General features: G+C 68.8%; 22 protein-coding genes. 13 read left to right on the forward strand and 9 right to left on the reverse strand.

The genetic code is table 11. The features are described 5' to 3' along the window. The first annotated feature begins 18 nt into the window (after window positions 1–18). Together VN378_RS16115 and VN378_RS16120 are read left to right on the forward strand one after the other, a co-directional pair. Window positions 19–477, forward strand: a complete 459-nt coding sequence (locus VN378_RS16115) for a RidA family protein (protein WP_325744576.1) — start codon at window positions 19–21, stop codon at window positions 475–477. Window positions 478–622: 145 nt separating this feature from the next. After that, window positions 623–1771 carry a GNAT family N-acetyltransferase gene (locus VN378_RS16120; protein WP_325744577.1) on the forward strand — a complete coding sequence of 383 codons (1149 nt, stop codon included), beginning with the start codon at window positions 623–625 and terminating at the stop codon, window positions 1769–1771. Window positions 1772–1775: 4 nt separating this feature from the next. Here the strand turns inward: VN378_RS16120 and VN378_RS16125 are convergent, their stop codons facing one another. Further along, entirely contained in the window at window positions 1776–2138 is a 363-nt protein-coding gene (locus VN378_RS16125; RefSeq protein WP_325744578.1) for a phage holin family protein, read from the reverse strand. Window positions 2139–2242: 104 nt separating this feature from the next. Between VN378_RS16125 and VN378_RS16130 the strand changes: the two genes are divergently transcribed. Then, complete coding sequence (locus tag VN378_RS16130; protein WP_325744579.1) at window positions 2243–2680, forward strand: HIT family protein; 438 nt, start codon at window positions 2243–2245, stop codon at window positions 2678–2680. An 83-nt stretch (window positions 2681–2763) separates the two neighbouring features. Beyond that, window positions 2764–3174, forward strand: a complete 411-nt coding sequence (locus VN378_RS16135) for a DUF1761 domain-containing protein (protein ID WP_325744580.1) — start codon at window positions 2764–2766, stop codon at window positions 3172–3174. Here VN378_RS16135 and VN378_RS16140 read toward each other — a convergent pair. Continuing rightward, on the reverse strand, window positions 3171–5018 hold the full coding sequence (locus VN378_RS16140; protein ID WP_325744581.1) for an ABC transporter transmembrane domain-containing protein: 1848 nt from the start codon (window positions 5016–5018) through the stop codon (window positions 3171–3173). The two genes, VN378_RS16135 and VN378_RS16140, sit on opposite strands and share 4 nt — an antisense overlap. Window positions 5019–5151: 133 nt before the next feature. Between VN378_RS16140 and rpmE the strand changes: the two genes are divergently transcribed. Beyond that, window positions 5152–5376 carry a 50S ribosomal protein L31 gene (rpmE, locus tag VN378_RS16145; RefSeq protein ID WP_055830066.1) on the forward strand — a complete coding sequence of 75 codons (225 nt, stop codon included), beginning with the start codon at window positions 5152–5154 and terminating at the stop codon, window positions 5374–5376. Window positions 5377–5549: 173 nt separating this feature from the next. Continuing rightward, the gene (locus VN378_RS16150; RefSeq protein WP_325744582.1) at window positions 5550–7106 is read left to right on the forward strand and encodes a L,D-transpeptidase family protein; all 1557 of its coding nucleotides are present in this window, start codon (window positions 5550–5552) and stop codon (window positions 7104–7106) included. A 12-nt stretch (window positions 7107–7118) separates the two neighbouring features. Here VN378_RS16150 and VN378_RS16155 read toward each other — a convergent pair whose 3' ends face one another. From VN378_RS16155 to VN378_RS16165, 3 genes are all read right to left on the reverse strand, one after another. Continuing rightward, complete coding sequence (locus VN378_RS16155) at window positions 7119–7484, reverse strand: hypothetical protein (protein WP_325744583.1); 366 nt, start codon at window positions 7482–7484, stop codon at window positions 7119–7121. Further along, window positions 7481–8014: a DUF1465 family protein gene (locus tag VN378_RS16160; protein ID WP_414642268.1), complete on the reverse strand. Its 534-nt coding sequence runs from the start codon at window positions 8012–8014 to the stop codon at window positions 7481–7483. Before VN378_RS16160 ends, VN378_RS16155 begins: the two co-directional genes overlap by 4 nt. 83 nt (window positions 8015–8097) lie before the next feature. Continuing rightward, window positions 8098–8301, reverse strand: coding sequence for a DUF1192 domain-containing protein (locus VN378_RS16165; protein ID WP_325744584.1), 204 nt, complete (start codon window positions 8299–8301; stop codon window positions 8098–8100). 84 nt (window positions 8302–8385) lie between these two features. On the opposite strand from VN378_RS16165, the gene VN378_RS16170 reads away from it, so the two are divergent. After that, window positions 8386–9357 carry an NAD(P)H-quinone oxidoreductase gene (locus VN378_RS16170; RefSeq protein WP_325744585.1) on the forward strand — a complete coding sequence of 324 codons (972 nt, stop codon included), beginning with the start codon at window positions 8386–8388 and terminating at the stop codon, window positions 9355–9357. A gap of 6 nt (window positions 9358–9363) precedes the next feature. On the opposite strand, the gene VN378_RS16175 is transcribed toward VN378_RS16170, so the two are convergent. Both VN378_RS16175 and VN378_RS16180 read right to left on the reverse strand, forming a co-directional pair. Further along, a complete protein-coding gene (locus tag VN378_RS16175) occupies window positions 9364–9717 on the reverse strand; it encodes a DUF1428 domain-containing protein (RefSeq protein WP_325744586.1) in 354 nt (117 codons plus the stop codon). 72 nt (window positions 9718–9789) lie between these two features. Beyond that, window positions 9790–10383, reverse strand: coding sequence for a beta/gamma crystallin-related protein (locus VN378_RS16180; RefSeq protein WP_325744587.1), 594 nt, complete (start codon window positions 10381–10383; stop codon window positions 9790–9792). Window positions 10384–10601: 218 nt separating this feature from the next. Between VN378_RS16180 and VN378_RS16185 the strand changes: the two genes are divergently transcribed. Continuing rightward, a complete protein-coding gene (locus VN378_RS16185) occupies window positions 10602–11273 on the forward strand; it encodes a DUF1013 domain-containing protein (protein WP_325744588.1) in 672 nt (223 codons plus the stop codon). A 61-nt stretch (window positions 11274–11334) separates the two neighbouring features. Here VN378_RS16185 and VN378_RS16190 read toward each other — a convergent pair whose 3' ends face one another. After that, window positions 11335–11508 carry a YdcH family protein gene (locus VN378_RS16190; RefSeq protein WP_056620699.1) on the reverse strand — a complete coding sequence of 58 codons (174 nt, stop codon included), beginning with the start codon at window positions 11506–11508 and terminating at the stop codon, window positions 11335–11337. A gap of 128 nt (window positions 11509–11636) precedes the next feature. On the opposite strand from VN378_RS16190, the gene VN378_RS16195 reads away from it, so the two are divergent. From VN378_RS16195 to VN378_RS16205, 3 genes are read left to right on the forward strand one after another with little or no spacing between them, the layout of a single operon-like run. Then, window positions 11637–12251, forward strand: a complete 615-nt coding sequence (locus tag VN378_RS16195; protein ID WP_325744594.1) for a UbiX family flavin prenyltransferase — start codon at window positions 11637–11639, stop codon at window positions 12249–12251. Continuing rightward, window positions 12248–12712 (forward strand): TIGR02444 family protein, encoded by a 465-nt coding sequence (locus VN378_RS16200; RefSeq protein ID WP_325744589.1) that lies wholly within the window; start codon window positions 12248–12250, stop codon window positions 12710–12712. The genes VN378_RS16195 and VN378_RS16200 overlap by 4 nt, the downstream gene beginning before the upstream one ends. A 38-nt stretch (window positions 12713–12750) precedes the next feature. Then, the gene (locus tag VN378_RS16205) at window positions 12751–12975 is read left to right on the forward strand and encodes a YdcH family protein (RefSeq protein WP_325744590.1); all 225 of its coding nucleotides are present in this window, start codon (window positions 12751–12753) and stop codon (window positions 12973–12975) included. 5 nt (window positions 12976–12980) lie between these two features. Here VN378_RS16205 and VN378_RS16210 read toward each other — a convergent pair whose 3' ends face one another. Beyond that, window positions 12981–13544 carry a GGDEF domain-containing protein gene (locus tag VN378_RS16210; RefSeq protein ID WP_325744591.1) on the reverse strand — a complete coding sequence of 188 codons (564 nt, stop codon included), beginning with the start codon at window positions 13542–13544 and terminating at the stop codon, window positions 12981–12983. Between the two features lie 121 nt (window positions 13545–13665). Here VN378_RS16210 and purE point away from each other — a divergent pair, with 121 nt between their 5' ends. Together purE and VN378_RS16220 are read left to right on the forward strand one after the other, a co-directional pair. Then, window positions 13666–14154, forward strand: a complete 489-nt coding sequence (gene purE / locus VN378_RS16215) for a 5-(carboxyamino)imidazole ribonucleotide mutase (RefSeq protein WP_055830047.1) — start codon at window positions 13666–13668, stop codon at window positions 14152–14154. Next, on the forward strand, window positions 14155–15228 hold the full coding sequence (locus VN378_RS16220) for a 5-(carboxyamino)imidazole ribonucleotide synthase (RefSeq protein WP_325744592.1): 1074 nt from the start codon (window positions 14155–14157) through the stop codon (window positions 15226–15228). It abuts the gene before it with no gap. Window positions 15229–15503: the final 275 nt, after the last annotated feature.

Consider the following 15503-nt stretch of genomic DNA (forward strand, 5'->3'; position numbering starts at 1 on the left):
CCCCAAGGAGCCCCGCCCATGACCGTCGCCGCCCGCCTCGCCGAACTCGGCATCTCCCTGCCGGAGCCCGCCAGGGCGGTCGCCAACTATGTGCCCTTCGTCCAGACGGGGAACCTGGTCCACATCTCGGGCCAGCTGTCGAACGACGCCTCGGGCGGCATCAAGGGCACGGTCGGCGCCGACGTCTCGCCGGACCAGGCGAAGGACGGGGCCCGCATGTGCGGCGTCAACCTGCTGGCCCAGATCTCGGCCGCCTGCGACGGCGACCTCGAGCGCGTCGTGCGCGTCGTCAAACTGGGCGGCTTCGTCCAGGCCGCCGGGGACTTCGAGGCCATCCCCGCCGTCATCAACGGCTGCTCCGACCTGATGGTCGAGGTCTTCGGCGACAAGGGCCGCCACGCCCGCTCCGCCGTCGGCGTCTACAAACTCCCCCTCGGCTTCGCCGTCGAGGTGGACGCCATCGTGGAAGTGCGCTGATTTCAATGTTCCGCTCATCCCGGCGAAAGCCGGGACCCAGTGCTTTGGGCGAACGGTCTGACCCGATGTGCACAGCCGTCAATCCTGAATCGCCGGCGTCAAGCTGGACAGAACTGGGTCCCGGCTTTCGCCGGGATGCGCGGATTTGAGTTTCCAGATCCACGTCCACAACGCCGTCGCCGACATAGGCCGCGAGGCCTGGGACGCCTGCGCCTCCCCCTCCGGCGACCCGTTCGTCTCGTTCGACTTCCTCGACGCCTGCGAGGCCTCCGGCAGCGCCGTCCCGCGGCAAGGCTGGGCCGGCCGCCACCTGTCCCTGCGCGACCCCGAGGGAAATGTTCGGGGCGTCATGCCCCTCTGGCTCAAGGGCAACAGCCAGGGCGAATACGTCTTCGACCATAGCTGGGCCGACGCCTATGAGCGCGCCGGCGGCCGCTACTATCCCAAGCTGCTGGCCGCCGTGCCCTTCACCCCCGTGACCGGCCCCCGCTTCCTGACCCATCCCGACGCCGACGCCGCCACGGTGCGGCAGGCCCTGCTGCAGGGCGCCCTGGCCCTGACCGAACGGCTCGGCGTCTCCTCCCTGCACGTCAACTTCCCGACCCGCGACGACTGGGACGCCATGGGCGAGGCCGGCCTGCTGCAGCGGCAGGACATGCAGTACGTCTGGCGCAACGGCGGCTACGAAACCTTCGACGACTTCCTGTCCGCCCTGTCCTCAAGCCGCCGCAAGACCATCCGCCGCGAACGCCGCGAGGCCCGGGCGGGGCTCGACATCCGCGTCCTGACGGGCGCCGACATCACCGAAACGCACTGGGACGCCTTCTTCGCCTTCTACATGGACACCGGCGAGCGGAAGTGGGGCCGGCCCTATCTGACCCGCGACTTCTTCACCCGCCTCGGCGCGACCATGGCCGACCGCATCGCCCTCGTCATGGCCTTCCGCGATGGAGACGCGATCGCCGGGGCCCTGAACCTGATCGGCCGCGACGCCCTGTACGGCCGCCAGTGGGGGGCGTTGGAGGAGGTCCCCTTCCTCCATTTCGAGCTCTGCTACTACCAGGCCGTCGAATTCGCCATTTCGCGCGGTCTGTCCCGCGTCGAGGCCGGCGCCCAGGGCGAGCACAAGATCGCCCGCGGCTACCTGCCCTCCCCTGTATATTCCGCCCATTTCATCGCCGACCCGGCCCTGCGAGAGCCCGTGGCCCGCTATCTGGACGGCGAACGCCCGGCGGTGGAGGCGGAGATCGCGGTCATGACCGAAGAACTCTCGCCGTTCCGGAAGGACGTCTGATGGCTCAGTCGACGCGCCTCGGGCGATCCTCGCCGATGAACCAGCCGGCGATCCAGCTGACGATGCCGGTGACGATGGCCGCCCCGATCCCGGCCCACAGGCCGTCGACCACGAAGCCGCTCAAAAGGGCCGCCACCAGCCCGATGGTCGCCGCGTTCACCACCAGCAGGAACAGGCCGAAGGTGATGATCGTCAGCGGGAAGGTCAGTATGGTGAGGATCGGCCGCACGATGGCGTTGGCCACGCCCAGCAGGATGGCCGCCAGCCACAGCGACGGATTATCCGTGAACCCCACCCCCGGCACGACCTGGGCCGCCAGCCACAGGGCCAGGCAGGTGACGAGAAACTGGACGATGAACCGCAGCATGGCCGACTCCCTTTTGACCTTGACCATAACACCCGAAGGCCGCCGGGGCTCCCCTCGCCCCGCCCGCATTGCTAGCCTCGTGTGAAAGTCACCCGGAGCCTCCCATGACCCTGATCGCGCCCTACGACCCCGACAACATCTTCGCCCGCATCCTGCGCGGCGAGATTCCCTCGGTGAAGGTCTGGGAGGACGACCACGTCCTGGCTTTCATGGACGTCTTCCCCCAGTCCGAGGGCCACGTCCTCGTGGTGTCGAAGACCTCGACGGCGCGCACCCTGCTCGACATCGAGCCTGACGTCCTCGCCCGCCTGATCGCCGCGACGCAGCGCACGGCGCGGGCCGTCTGCAAGGCGCTCGACCCCGAGGGCTTCCAGATCATGCAGTTCAATGGCGAGGCCGGCGGCCAGACCGTCTTCCACCTGCATTTCCACATCATCCCCCGCTGGGCCGACCGGCCGATGAAGGGCCACGGCCACGCCCCCATGGCGGATGCGGAGACCCTCCGCGCCCTCGCCGGCCGCATCGCCGCCGCGCTCGACTGAGCGCCGTTCATTGATCGCCCGGCGAACCGGCGTAGCCTTCGTCCGGAGGCGGATAAAATCCGCAAGCCTTGGGAGGGGCTGACATGACTGCGAAACTGAACTGGCCGGGCATCATCGTGGCGACCGTGGTCGCCTTCTTCACCGGCTTCCTCTGGTACGGCCTGATCTTCGCCGAGAAATGGATGGCCCTGACCGGCGTCACCGACGAGGGCAGCGGCAATTCGATGTGGATGCTGCTGGGGGTCGTCCAGACCTTCGTCACCATGACCGGCCTGGCCTGGTTCATCGCCCGCGACGGCGCGCCGGGCTGGATGAACGGCCTGAAGATCGGCCTGATCGCCGGCGTCTGTTTCGCCCTGATGACCTCGGCCTACGGCTTCATCTACCAGACCTCGCCCATGGGCCTGCTGCCCATCGACTGGAGCCACCTGCTGGTCGTCTACGCCGTCGGCGGCGCGATCATCGGCGGCCTGCGGCTGAAGCCGAAAGCCTAGTCGGCGCGGAACTGCAGCGCGGCCAGCCGGGCGTAGAGCCCCCCCTGGGCCATCAGCGCCCGGTGCGTGCCTTCCTGCACCACCCTGCCGTCCTCCATCACCACGATGCGGTCGGCGCGCAGGACGGTGGCCAGGCGATGGGCGATGACGATGGTCGTGCGGTCCTGCATGGCCTGATCCAGCGCGGCCTGCACCAGACGCTCGTTCTCGGCGTCCAGCGCCGAGGTGGCCTCGTCCAGCAGCAGAATCGGCGCGTCCCGAACCAGGGCCCGGGCGATGGCCATCCGCTGCCGCTGCCCGCCCGACAGGCTCTTGCCGCGCTCGCCCAGCGGCGTGTCGAAGCCTTGCGGCAGGGCTTCCACGAACGTCAGCGCCTGCGCCTCCTCCGCCGCGGCCCGCACCGCAGCCTCATCCGCCGTCTCCCGGCCGAAGCGGATATTCTCGCTGGCCGAGCCCGAGAACAGCGGCGCTTCCTGGGACACCCAGGCGAACCGGTCGCGCACGGCGACCGGATCGGCCTCGCGCACGTCGACCCCGTCCACCGACACCACGCCTGACTGCGGATCGTAGAACCGCAGCAGCAGCCGGAACACCGTGCTCTTGCCCGCCCCCGAGGGGCCGACCAGGGCGACCGTCTCGCCCGGCCGCACCGTCAGCGAAAAGCCCTTCAGCGCAGGCAGATCGGGCCGGCCGGGATAGGAAAACTGCACCGCCGACATCGATACCTCGCCCCTGGGAGGCTCCGGCAGCACCCGCGGCGTCGCCGGCGCCCGGATGGACGCCTCGCTGCGCATCAGTTCGTCGATCCGTTCCATGGCGCCCGCCGCCTTCTGCACGTCGCCCCAGCTCTCGCCCAGCGCCCCTACGGCCCCGGCTGCGAACACCGACAGCAGCACGAACTGAAGCAGGGCGCCCGGCGTCATCCGCCCGCCGATCACGTCCTGGGCGCCCAGCCACAACACCAGGGTCACGCCGCCGAACATCACCACGATGATCAGGGCGGTCATCAGGGCTCGCGCCTTCATCCGGACGAGGGACACGCCGAAGGCGTCCTCGACGGCCTTGCCGAAGCGGTCGATGGCGCTGGCCTCCCGGCCGAAGGCCTGGACGGTCTCGATCGCGTCGACGCTCTCGCCGGCGAAGCCGACGGCGCTGGCGAACCGGTCCTGCGACGCCACGGTCAGCTTGCGCACCCGCCGCCCGAACAGGAAGATCGGCCCCAGCAGCAGCGGCACGATCAGCAGCACCATTCCCGTCAGCTTGGGACTGACCACGAACAACAGCACCGTCCCCCCGATCAGGGTCAGGAAGTTGCGCAGGGCGTAGGACACCGAAGTGGTCAGCAGCGTCTCGACCAGGGCGATGTCCGTCGTCAGCCGCGACAGCACCTCTCCGGTCCGCATTGCAGCGTAGAAGGCGGGGTCCAGCGTCAGGATGCGTTCAAACAGACCCTTGCGCAGGTCGGCGATGACCCGCTCGCCCGTCTTGGTGACGAAATAGTAGCGGACGGCCGTCGCCAGCCCGAGGAACAGGGCGTTCGCGCCCAGCAACAGGAACCACAGGTTCAGCTGGGATCCGCCGTTGTCGAATCCATTGTCGATGGCCCCGCGCGCCGAAGCGGTCAGGGCCAGGGAGGCGGCGGTGGACAGGATCAACCACAGTCCAGCCATCGTCAGATGGCCCTTGTGCCGCATCGCATAGGGCAGCAACCGGCCCAGTGGACGGATGTCGCGGCGCTTCTCGCGCCGTTGGCCGGCCTCGCCCAGCTGTTCGATCAGCAGGGCTCCCGCACCGGGACGTCCCCGGATGTCAGCGGCGTCGGCGGTGGCGGTTGCATCTGTCATGGCGCGCGCCTCTTGCCCCGGAACGGCCCCCGGTGTAAACGCCGCCGCTCATTCCCGCCGTCATCCCGGCGGGTTTCTCATTTTCGCGCACAGACGGTCGGCATCGTCATCGCGCAGAGACCGGACCAGGACCATGAAGGCGGATACGCACCCCGACTACCACTTCATCACCGTGACGATGACCGATGGTACGACCTACCAGACGCGCTCGACCTATCAGAAGGAAGGCGCCGTCCTGAACCTGGACATCGATCCGCTGACCCACCCGGCCTGGACCGGCGGCAACCAGCACATGCTGGACCGCGGCGGCCGCGTTTCCCGCTTCAACAACAAGTTCGCCGGCTTCATCAAGAAGTAGGCCGCCATCGGGTCGGGCTTTCCAGCCACACCCTGAGGCAAGACGACAACAAAGGCGTCGGTCCACGGACCGGCGCCTTTCTGTTTTACCGGAACGCCGATAACATCCCGGCGTTGGCTTTTCGGGGGCGTGGACACGGTGTCCCGCATCGAAACGGGCGTAGAGACCTGACTATGAATCGACGGCAACTCGGATTGGGCGCGGCCGTGACGGCGTTTGCGTCCGCCATGGGTCAGGCGGCCACGGCCCAGACCCGCGATCCCGCCGCCGTCGCCTTCTATGACCGGTTCAATGACCAGCTGGCGCGCCTGCCTGCGGAAATCCAGCCGGACATCCGCGCCTTCTACGAATTGAACGGCTGGCGTCCCGTCTGGACCCCCGAGCGCCTGCGCGCCCTTCAGGCCGCCGCCGGCCGGGCCGAACGGCACGGTCTGTCGCAGGCCGACTATTTCAACTTCGAAACCCTGGCCGCCGACCGTGACGCCGCGGAGATGCGCACCACCGCCGCCGCCATGGGTTACGCCCGCGTCCTGGCCGAGGGTCGCGTGCGTCCCGAGACGGTCGAAGATCTGTGGGAGATGCAGAAGAACCGCGTCGACCTGCCCGCCGGCCTGAACGACGCCCTGGCCCAAAGCCGCCTCGTCGACTGGTTCGAAGGTCTGGCCCCGACCGACATCGGCTATTCCAACCTGTCCGCCGGCTACGTCCGCTATCGCCGTCTGATCCGCGAGGGCGGCTGGCCGGCCTTCCGCCAGGGACCGACCATCGAGCCGGGAGCCAGCGATGCGCGCGTCCCGGTCCTGATCCAGCGCCTCGTCGCCGAAGGCGACCTGCCACCGGCCGACGGCGAGCGTCTGACGCAGCAGGGCATCGTCTACGGTCCCGAGCTGCAGGCGGCCGTGCGCGGCTTCCAGGCCCGCCACGGCCTCGTCGCCGACGGGCGTATCGGCACGGGCAGCCAGCGCTCGCTGTCCGCCTCGGCCGAGGATCGCGCCCGCCAGATCGCCCTGAACCTGGAACGCCGCCGCTGGCTCAAGCGCGAGGTCGCGCCCGAGCGGATCGAGGTCAACACCGCCGCCGCCATCATGGTCTACTGGAAGGACGGCCGGCCGGTTCATTCCAACCGCGTCGTCTGCGGCGCTCCGGCGACCCAGACGCCCAGCCTCGAGAAGCCGTTCGCCTCGGTGGTCGCCAATCCGCCTTGGTACGTGCCCGCCTCGATCGCCCGCAACGAAATCCTGCCGCGCGGCCCCGGCTATCTGGCCAGCCAGAATATGTACGTGCAGAACGGCCAGGTCATCCAGCGCGCCGGTCCGACCGCGGCGCTAGGCTATGTGAAGTTCGAACTGCGCGACAGCTACGCCATCTTCCTGCACGACACCCCGTCCAAGGCCGTCTTCAACCTCGCCATGCGCCAGCGCAGCCACGGCTGCGTCCGGGTCCAGGGCGCGGTCGATTTCGCCCGCCTGCTCCTGTCGCCCGATCCGGCTCTGCTGTCGGAATTCGATACCGCCCAGGACACGCGCGAGACCAAACGCATCGCCACCGGTCGCGAGATCAGCGTGCGCCTGCTGTACTGGACCGCCTTCGTCGACGGTCAGGGCCGCGTCGCCTTCCGCGAGGACGTCTACAGCCGCGACGCCAAGCTGGCCGAGGCCCTGGGCATCGCCCTCAGCCTGCCCAAGCCGGTCGATGACGGCGCCCGCGTCGCCAACGACGTCGGGCCGTAGGGTCAGTCGTCTTCAGAAATCGACGTCGGTAGAGACGTTGGCGCAGCCATCGACCTTGATGGTCACGACCTGCGGCATGCCATTGGTCACATAGCCGCCCGCGTGGGCGTGCTCGCCGGTTGAGTCCTTGCATGTGATCCGGAAACTGTTGTCGGAGAAGCGCGCCAGCTGGACCACGCGTTCACCAGGCCGTAGTCGACCCCGCCATGAGAACTGCTGGGCGTTGACGACATCCACGGTCACATCCGCATCCTGCTCGCCGGCGTTCTCAATGATCACCGCCGAGCGTTCGGAGAAAAAAACCACGACTGCGAGCAGTACCAGAGCGCCAAGCGCGACCGCGACAAGGCTTGTTGCGATCCACTGCGCCTTCGTCACTCCCTGAACGCCGCCGTCAGCCGATCCAGCTGGCTCTGCACCGGATTGATCGCCTCCTCCTCGGGGGCGTCCAGATACATGCGGCGGTCCAGGTGCAGCACCCGGTCGTACAGCTTCTCGGCCCGCACCAGATACTCGACCAGGGCGATCGGCAGTTCGCTGTCCGTGGGGTCGGTCTCGACCTTGCGGTCCGCCAGACGGTAGCGCGGTTCGCACGCCGCCATGGAGGTCATATCGCCTTCGCGCACCGCGCGCTGCACCAGCAGCCAGGACGCGATCTGCATCAGCCGCGTGGTCAGCTTCATGCTTTCGCCGGCGTAGGCCAGGGCAGCCGCCCTCGACAGCAGCTTGGATTCGCGGCGACCGTCGCCGTCCAGATAGGCGGCCGTGTCCTCGACCAGTTCCATGCCTTCGCGGAAAGTCCGGTCGAAAAGCTCCGAGCGCGCGAAGTCATCGACCACGGCGGCGCGGCTGCGGCCGGCGGACGGGGGTATGGAGGCGTCGGTGGGCATGAAGTCGGTCAAACTCATAGGGGTACGCGCATCCGTATCACGACCGGCACGGTTTCGCGCGGCGCGTCAACGGACTGCAACGGTTGTGCCAACAACCTGATTCAGGAGCGGAAGTTGAACATGGCGTCGGCGGCGTTGCGTTGCGACGACTTGCCGTCGATGGCCGCCCGCGACCGGGCGATCTCGGCCTCCAGCCCTTCGATCCGCTGCTTGAGGTCCTCGACCGAATAGCCGTCCAGGTCCTCGCGCGTCAGGGCGATCAGCGGCGCCCCGCGCGCCGGACGGGGCTCCAGATCCTCGAACATCGCCGCCTCCTTCGTGGCCAAGGGATACGCAACCCCCTATCTGAACGCCCGGACACGGACGATTGCAAGAAGGGGATGGGGCGGATGCGGGTCATCGAGATCACCGACGGAACGGGCCCGGCGGAGGCCCTGACCCTGGCGGAACGGCCCGATCCCGTCGCGGGACCGGGCCAGATCCGGATCCGGGTGCGGGCCGCCGGGGTCAACCGGCCCGATATCGTTCAGCGGCTCGGCCGATACCCCGCCCCGCCGGGCGCCTCGGACATCCTTGGACTCGAGGTCGCCGGCAAGGTCGACCAGATCGGCGAAGGCGCGACCCGCTGGGCCCTTGGCGAGCCGGTCTGCGCCCTGTTGGGCGGAGGCGGTTATGCGGAACTCGCCGTGGTCGATGCGCGCCACGTCCTGCCCCTCCCCGCCGGCGTCGACCTGATCCAGGCCGCAGCTCTGCCCGAGACGGTCTGCACGGTCTTCACCAACGTCTTCGACGCAGGCGCGCTGAAGGCTGGCGAGACCCTGCTGATCCACGGGGCCACCAGCGGCATCGGCGTCACCGCCATCCAGATGGCGAAGGCGGCGGGCGCCAGGGTCATCGCCACCTCGCGGGGGCCGGACAAGGCCGCCGCCGCCCTGCGGCTGGGAGCCAGCCTCAGCCTCGACGCCCTTGCCGACGACATGAGGGCCGCCATCGCCGCCTTCGGGGGCGCCGACGTGGTGTTGGACATGGTCGGCGCCGACTACGCCGCGCTCAACCAGGCTGCGCTGAACCCGTTCGGACGCTGGGTCGTGATCGCGACCCTGTCGGGCGCGATGGCGCAGGTCGACCTCGCGCGACTCATGATGAAGCGGATCGTCCTGACCGGCTCGACTCTCCGGGCGCGGCCCGCGGACGAAAAGGCCCGGCTGGTCGCCGCCGTGGAAGCCGTGGTCTGGCCCTGGGTGGCGTCCGGCGCCGTCCGGCCGCCGGTCGAGGCGACCTTCCCGCTGGAGCAGGCCTCGGCCGCCCACCTCGCGATGGAGGCCGGCGAGCACATTGGCAAGATCGTCCTGACGGTGTGAGGCCGCCTACATCTCCAGCAGGGTGTTGAACCCGCCGTAGATCATCCGTTTGCCGTCGAACGGCATGTTGTTCATGTCGTCCTTGATGCGGGGATCCTCCATGACCCTGGCGTTCACCGCGTCGCGCTGCTCGCGCGAATCATAGGTGATCCAGGAAAAGACCACCGTCTCGTCGTCCTTCGCCTGGACGGCCCGCGGGAAGGATGTCACCTCGCCGTAGGGCACGTCGTCTCCGACCGTTTCGACATAGGATTTCGCCCCGTGCTCCTTCCAGACCTCGCCGGCCTTTCGGGAGAACGACTTGTATTCCTCGATCCGGTCCTTGGGGACCGCCACCACGAATCCATCGACATAGGCCATCGGAAAATCTCCTTCATCCCCGACGGATGGGAAAGCTCCCGATGGCCTGGCCGGTTCCAGAACGAAGTTCCGTCAGAGCCCGCCGCGACGGACCGGACGCAGGGATGAAATCCGGTCGTTCAGGCCCGAGTTGCGCAGGTTCCGGACGTCGTCGCGAAGGATGACGCACCGCCCGCGATAATAGGCGTCGGTGCAGACCTCCCAGTCGCCCCGAAGCTGCAACGAACTGATGGCGTCGTTGAAGCCGGTATTGGCCAGGTTCGGAACCCCGTCGTCGAAGCGGAAGGTCGCGCCGCGGAAATCGGCGTCGCGATAGATGATCGCCGAAGTGCGTCCGCCGCCGCCGCCCGGCCAGCCGGGCCCGTTGCCGCCGCCACCGCCGGGCCGATCCTCGAACTGGCCGCGCCACGGACCACAGACCAGCAGGCCGTCATCGTTGCGGATCTCATAGTCCGAGCAACGGTTCAGCTCGATGGACGTGCCGCGGATCCGCCCGCGGTCGGTGCGGCAGTCGGCGTACAGCCGGCCACGATTCACATATTCGCCGCTGCAGCTGTCGCGGTAGTCGCCGCGCGGCGCCACGCGGACGCCGACCTGCGGGTCCTGCGCAGCGGCGCCCGCTCCGCCCGAAACGACCGCCATCGCGGCCAGCATCTCGATCAACATGGTCGTCCCTCCAAAGGGGTTCCTCGACGCACAACGCGTCTGTGGACCCACTGTTCAACGGGCTGGATGAACCTTGGCTGTACGCCGCTGTCGGCGTCCGTTTTCTTTTCCGCCGAATAGGCCTATATCGCCATCATCAACGCCCGGTCGAAAGGCCGGGCGCCGTCGTATCCAGAGCCCGGGTTTCCGGGCCCGAACCACAACCGGAACTGCGTTTTATGACCGACATCCTCATGCCCAAGGCCACTGCGGTCTGGCTGGTCGACAACACCTCCCTGACGTTCGAACAGATCGCCGATTTCTGCGGTCTGCACCCGCTGGAAGTGCGCGGCATCGCCGACGGCGACGTGGCCCGCGACATCCGCGGTGCGGACCCCCTCGTCAACGGCCAGCTGACGCGCGAGGAGCTGGACAAGGCCCAGAACGACGAAAACTACCGCATGCAGGCCGTGGTCAGCCGCCATGCCGAACTGATGAAGGGCGGCAAGCCGGCGCCGAAATACACCCCCGTCTCGCGCCGTCAGGACCGCCCGGACGCTATCGCCTGGTTCGTCCGCAACCACCCCGAGGTGACCGACGCCCAGATCGCCAAGATGCTGGGCACCACCAAATCCACCATCGAGAGCGTGCGCAACCGCACCCACTGGAACAGCCCCAACATCAAGCCGGTCGATCCGGTGACCCTGGGCCTCGTCGGCCAGCTGGCGCTGGACGAACTGGTCCGCAAGGCCGCCGACAAGAAGGCGAAGGACGACGCCAAAAAGGGCGGCGCCACGCTCCAGCCCGTCGACGCTCCCGCCGAACCGGCCGAGGAGGAGTTCGTGCCGGAAGCCCGCGAACGCCGCGGGGCCGAGCCCACTGCGGCTTCGGTGTTCGGTTCCAAGGACTGACAGAAAAACGGCCCCGGAGATCGCTCTCCGGGGCCGATGTCCTTGTCGGGAGGCCGCCTCGCTATCCTGCGCGGGCCTCCAGGCTGGTGATCTGTTCCTTGAGCCTGAGCTTCTGTTGCTTGAGCTCCCTGACGTGAAGCGAGTCCGTGGCCGGGTGGATCATCTCCCGCCGGATGGTCTCATCCAGGTTGCGGTGACGGTTTCCCAGTTCGCGGATACGAGCTTCGATGGTCATGGCTTGCGCCTCCATGTCTAAGGGACCAGTACAGTCAGCGCCGGGTCTGACCGGCTGTGGAATCACATTCCGGTGAATTGCCGACTGTCCGGACACGGACCACCCTGGAGCCCGAATTGGCCGAAGATGTGAACGGAGCGGTACGGAACCTTTCCGGCTCGACGCCCTCCCGATTGATCGTAGGAATTTCCGGAGCATCCGGCGTCACTTATGGCGTCCGGGCGCTCGACGCGTTGCGGGATCTCGGGGTCGAAAGTCACCTGGTCGTGACGCGCGCGGCCCTGCTGACCCTGTCGCAGGAGACCGATATCTCCGCCGACGACCTGCTGGCCCGCGCCGACGTGACGCACCGCCTGAACGACGTCGGCGCCTCGATCGCCTCGGGCTCGTTCCGGACCATGGGGATGATCATCGCCCCCTGCTCGGTCCGGACCATGAGCGAGATCGCCACCGGCGTGACCTCCACCCTTCTGACCCGCGCTGCGGACGTGGTGCTGAAGGAACGCCGGCCGCTGGTGCTGATGGTGCGCGAGACGCCGCTGCACCTCGGCCATCTGCGCACCATGACGGCCCTCGCCGAGATGGGCGCGGTCATCGCCCCGCCCCTGCCCGCCTTCTATGCCAGGCCCGCAGGCATCGCCGAGATGGTCGATCAGTCCGTCGGCCGCGCGCTGGACATCTTCGGCCTCGACTGGTCGGCCGTCCGTCGCTGGGACGGATTGACGGGGGCGGCCGCCGAATGAGTCTCTGGGACTGGTCGCTGGCGGCCTGGGCCGCCGACGGGGTCGCGGACGCCTGTCTGGAGCTTCAGGACGCCGCCGGTCAGAACATTCCGCTGCTGCTCTGGGCCGCCTGGTGCGCCGCCGAGGGACGCACCCCGGACGAGGACGCGCTGGAGGCCGCCGGCGACACCGCCCGCGCTTGGCAGGAGACGGCCATCGCGCCGCTGCGCGCCGTGCGCCGGGCGCTCAAGCCCCGTGCGCCCGATCTGGACGACGCCGATCGCGAAGCCGTCAGGGCCCAGGTCAAGGCTGTGGAGCTGGAGGCTGAACGCCGCCTTCTGACCGCGCTGGAGGCCCTGGCGCCGCCATCGTCCGGCCCTGCGCAGCCGCCGCTTTCCGTCATGGTGGCCGTGGCCCGGGTCTGGTCCCCGATCACCCCGCGCGCCGGGCTCGTCCGCCTCGCGGAGCGCCTTCCGGCCTGACGCGACGCGCGCTATAAGCCGGGCGTCCGGGAACCAGCATGAACGACGACGAACCCTTTCTGACCGAGGAAGAGCAGGCGCTCCATGCCCGGCTGAAACTGCTTCAGCTCGAGCACGCCGACCTCGACGCCTCGATCGAGGCCCTCGCACGCATGCCGGTGCCGGATCAGCTGATGATCGCCCGCCTCAAACGGAAGAAGCTGCTTCTGCGGGACGAGATCACCAGGATCGAGGACCGGATCCTGCCCGACATCATCGCCTGAGGGCGTCACCGTCCCTTCTTGCGGACCCACATGGCGGCGTCGGCCTCGGCCAGCCAGACCTCGGGGTCGGTATGGCCGTTGAAGGCCCGGACGCCGAACGATCCGCCCAGACGCGCGGTCTGTCCGTTCCAGGTGAATTCCTCGGCGGCCAGGGCGTCGGCCAGCCGCTGCGCCTTCTCCCGGCCGCCGTTCAGGCCGGCGTTCAGCAGCAGCAGTCCGAACTCGTCGCCGCCCAGGCGGCCGACGGTGTCCGATTCGCGCAGATTGGCCGCCAGCAGATTGGCGATATGAACCAGGGCGGCGTCGCCCGCGGCATGGCCCAGGCTGTCGTTGACGCCCTTGAAGCCGTCCAGATCGAGATACAGCAGCACGGCCGGCGTGCCGTGACGCTGGCAGAAGGCCATGGCGCTCTTCATCGCGGCGATGAAGCCGCGCCGGTTCAGGACCGGCGTCAGCACGTCGTGATCCGCCGCCGCCTCGGCCGCTTCGGCGCGGCGGCGCAGGGCGTCGACCTCGGCGCGCAGGCGCTCGATCTCGTCGTAGGGGTCGATGACGGCCGCGTTGGTCACGAGCGAAGAAGGCTCCCCGGCCGGCGACTCACCACGCCTGGCCAACGGTCAGCCTAACGCCGTCGGTTGCGGGCGCAACGCGAGTCCTGTATCGCGCCGCTTTCCTGCGAAAGGCGCATCCATGGCGACTCAGACTCCCGTGGCGATCATCATGGGCAGCCGCTCGGACTGGCCGACCATGAAACACGCCGCCGACGCGCTGGACCGGCTCGGCGTGGCCTGGGAGGCGAAGGTCGTCAGCGCCCACCGCACGCCGCAACGCCTGTTCGACTTCGCCACCGGCGCCAAGGCGGCCGGCTTCAAGGTCATCATCGCCGGCGCCGGGGGCGCGGCCCACCTGCCGGGCATGGCCGCCTCGATGACCGAGCTGCCCGTGCTGGGCGTGCCGGTTGAGTCAAAGGCGCTGAAGGGGCTGGATAGCCTGCTGTCCATCGTCCAGATGCCCGGCGGTGTCCCGGTCGCCACCCTCGCCGTCGGCGAGCCCGGCGCCAAGAACGCCGGCATCCTCGCCGCCCAGATCCTGGCGCTGGCCGACCCGGTGCTGGCCGGGCGGCTGACCGCCTTCCGCGAAGCCCAGACCGAGGCGGTCCACGAGACGGTCGAGGACTGAGTGGCTCCTCTGGCCCCCGGCGCGACCCTCGGCATTCTCGGCGGCGGCCAGCTGGGCCGCATGCTCAGCCAGGCCGCGTCCCGCCTCGGCTTCAACGTCGTCATCCTCGACCCCGAGGAAAACAGCCCGGCCGGGCGCGTGTCCCAGGGCCAGATCGTCGCCGCCTATGACGATCCAACGGCGCTGACGGTGCTGGGCCAGACCTGCCAGGCCGTCACCTTCGAGTTCGAGAACGTCCCCGCCACTTCGGTCGAGCGGCTGGCCCAGGGCGGCGCCGTCGTGGCTCCCGGCCCCAGGGCGCTGGCCGTGGCCCAGGACCGGATCGACGAAAAGACCTTCCTCAACGGCGTCGGCGCGACCACGGTCGACTTCGCCGCCATCGACAGCCTCGACGATCTGCTGGCCGGACTGGAACGGCTCGGGGCTCCGGCTCTGCTGAAAACCCGGCGCGAGGGCTATGACGGCAAGGGGCAGGTCTGGGTGCGTTCGGCGGCCATGGCGGCGGACGCCTGGAGCGCCGTGGGCCAGCGCCCCTCGGTGCTTGAGGCCAGGGCCCCGTTCGTGCGCGAACTCTCGATCATCGCCGCCCGCGGCCGGGACGGCGCGATCGCCGTCTATCCGCTGGGCGAGAACATCCACAAGGGCGGGGTGCTGAAGACCACGCTCGCCCCCGCCGCCGTCGACGCGAAGACGGAGAAGCGGGCCCGCGCGATCGCGAAAGCCATCCTCGAAGGCCTCGACTACGTCGGCGTGCTCGGCGTCGAGCTGTTCGACCTCGGCGAGGGTCGTCTGCTGGTCAACGAGATCGCCCCTCGCGTCCACAACACAGGCCACTGGACCCAGGACGGCTGCATCTGCGACCAGTTCGAACAGCACATCCGCGCCATCGCCGGCTGGCCCTTGGGCCCCACGACGGCCCACGCCCGCGTCGAGATGACCAATCTGCTGGGCGACGAGGTCGAGCAGTGGACCAAGCTGTCCGGCAAGGCCGACGCCCGCCTGCACCTCTACGGCAAGGCCGAGGCCCGCCCCGGCCGCAAAATGGGCCATGTGAACCGGATCAGGCCGCTCTGATCCGACGCCGTCGAAGGGCAGAGAGTCTCGTATCTCCGCGAAAAAATATGGAGCGCCGATTCAGCTGAACCGGCCATACGTGCAGAGGCGGCTCGCCGGCCCCTGGGCGTGGCGGCGACGGGTTCGACGGTGTCAAAGACCAGGCCCGGCGGGCATTTCACAAACTTGCACATGGGTGCGTCAAAAGCGGTCGCAGGGCGGTCCGGGGATGGCGCGGGGACTCGTCCGAGGGGCGGAAGTAGCGGAATGCTGTCCCCGAAAGGGCGGGTGGGAGG

The organism is Brevundimonas sp. (assembly GCF_035561115.1).
In the GTDB taxonomy this organism is placed as follows: domain Bacteria; phylum Pseudomonadota; class Alphaproteobacteria; order Caulobacterales; family Caulobacteraceae; genus Brevundimonas.